A 1,715-nucleotide genomic window follows, 5' to 3' on the forward strand; every position below is an offset into this window, starting at 1 on the left:
AGTCCGGACCGCTGGCCCAGTTCATCACCGAGGACATCTACGTTTCGGGCGTGAAGCCGGCCAACATCACAATGGCGGACGGATCCGAAACGGTCACGACTGCAGGGGGAGCAGCAGCGATGAGTTCAAGCAACAATGCGGCCGCGGCACCACAGCCGCTGCCGAGCGAAGGTGGGCTGATCGGGCTCATCAGCACGATCGGCCGCGTCATGGGACGTATCGTCGGCATCTTCTTCAATGCCGGCCGTCGCACCATCGATCAGGTCATTCGCAACGTGCTGCCGTTCATGGCGTTCGTGACCATGCTCATCGGTCTGATCCTGTATACCGGCATCGGTGATGTGCTGGCGCAGCCGATGGGTCCGCTGGCCAACAACATCGTCGGCCTGCTGATCATCTCGGCGATCTGCGGCCTGCCGTTCCTTTCGCCCATCCTCGGGCCAGGCGCTGTCATCGCGCAGGTCATCGGCGTTGCCATCATCGGCCCGCAGATCGCCAACGGCACGATTTCGCCGGCGATGGCACTGCCGGCGCTGTTTGCCTACAATACCCAGGTGGGCTGCGACTTCGTCCCGGTCGGCCTGGCGCTCGGTGAGGCCAAGCCTAAGACGATCGAAATCGGCGTTCCGGCGGTGCTCATCAGCCGCCAGATCATGGGGCCGGTCTCGGTGCTGATCGCCTGGGTCGTCAGCCTGATCGTGTTCTAAGGCAATTCCGGGAAAAGCGCATAATGCTTTCCTTTGGAAATTGCGTCAAAACAAAGAGATAGAGCGGTTCACCGCTCTAGGAAAAGTAGAGAAGAGGTTCGCCATATGACGGTTCTGCTGAGAACACGGGTCACTGCCATCGGCCCCGAAGTGGCGGACCTTGCCGAAGGGGGCGTGGTCATCCTGTTTGCGGATGGCTCGCCGCCGGAGCTTGCCGAGGTTTCGGTGCTCCACAAGGCGGAGCAGGGGCCAAGTGACGGAGCGCCCGCCAAGGGCGCTTCGATCACCCTCGGCCCGGTTGCCGCTGTTATCACAGCGGTCGGCTCCAGCGCGTGGAGCAAGGTGCTGGAAATGGGCCATGTCGTCATTTCGTTCAACGGCGCTACGGAGGCCGAGAGGCCCGGCGAGATCTGCGCGTCGCAAGTCGACCCGCAAGCGCTCGTGGCCGCACTGAAGACCGGGGCGATCATCACCATCGCCGCCTGACAGCATTCGCGCCGCGGCCTATGTTGGGAGCGGCGCCCAAAACCAGAGTATTTGCCATGGAACGCTCGACCATCGTCCGAGTGCATGAAGGTTTGCACGCCCGTCCCGCGACGCGGTTCGTGAAGCTCGCCAAGGGCTTCGAATCCGACGTCGAACTGGTCAAGGACGGCAAGGCGGTCAGCGCCAAGAGTTCGGTCAAGCTGATGCTGCTGGCGGTCAAGGAGAACCAGGAAGTCACGGTGCGGGCGAATGGCGCCGATGCCATCGAGGCGCTCGAGGCGCTGATCGGCTACCTCGAGAATCCGCGGGCCGGCCTCGATGATGAAGCGGAAGCGCAGAGCCCGGCGAACGATGCCGGGCAGGAAGCGGCACCCGCGCCCGGATTCGTGCCGGCGGCTCCTGACGGGGCAAACCGCCTGCGTGGCGTGGCCGCCAGCGAAGGTTTCGCCATCGGCCCGGCCTTTGCGCATTTCCCACCCGATATCGCCGGACGGGGCCGCGTGTTGCGGGCCGAGGAGATCG

3 protein-coding genes are annotated in these 1,715 nt (G+C 64.0%); all 3 read left to right on the plus strand.

Annotated features, from left to right (window positions below):
- Positions 1–707 (plus strand): PTS glucitol/sorbitol transporter subunit IIB (locus EN893_RS32600; protein WP_128362119.1); only part of this gene is annotated, 707 nt, incomplete at its 5' end.
- Between the two features lie 105 nt (positions 708–812).
- On the plus strand, positions 813–1,193 hold the full coding sequence (locus EN893_RS32605; RefSeq protein ID WP_013529330.1) for a PTS glucitol/sorbitol transporter subunit IIA: 381 nt from the start codon (positions 813–815) through the stop codon (positions 1,191–1,193).
- 56 nt (positions 1,194–1,249) lie between these two features.
- On the plus strand, positions 1,250–1,715 hold a 466-nt coding region (locus EN893_RS32610; RefSeq protein WP_128362120.1), incomplete at its 3' end, for an HPr family phosphocarrier protein.

Origin of the sequence: Mesorhizobium sp. M7A.F.Ca.CA.004.04.2.1 (genome assembly GCF_004022825.1) — a bacterium.
GTDB lineage: Bacteria > Pseudomonadota > Alphaproteobacteria > Rhizobiales > Rhizobiaceae > Mesorhizobium.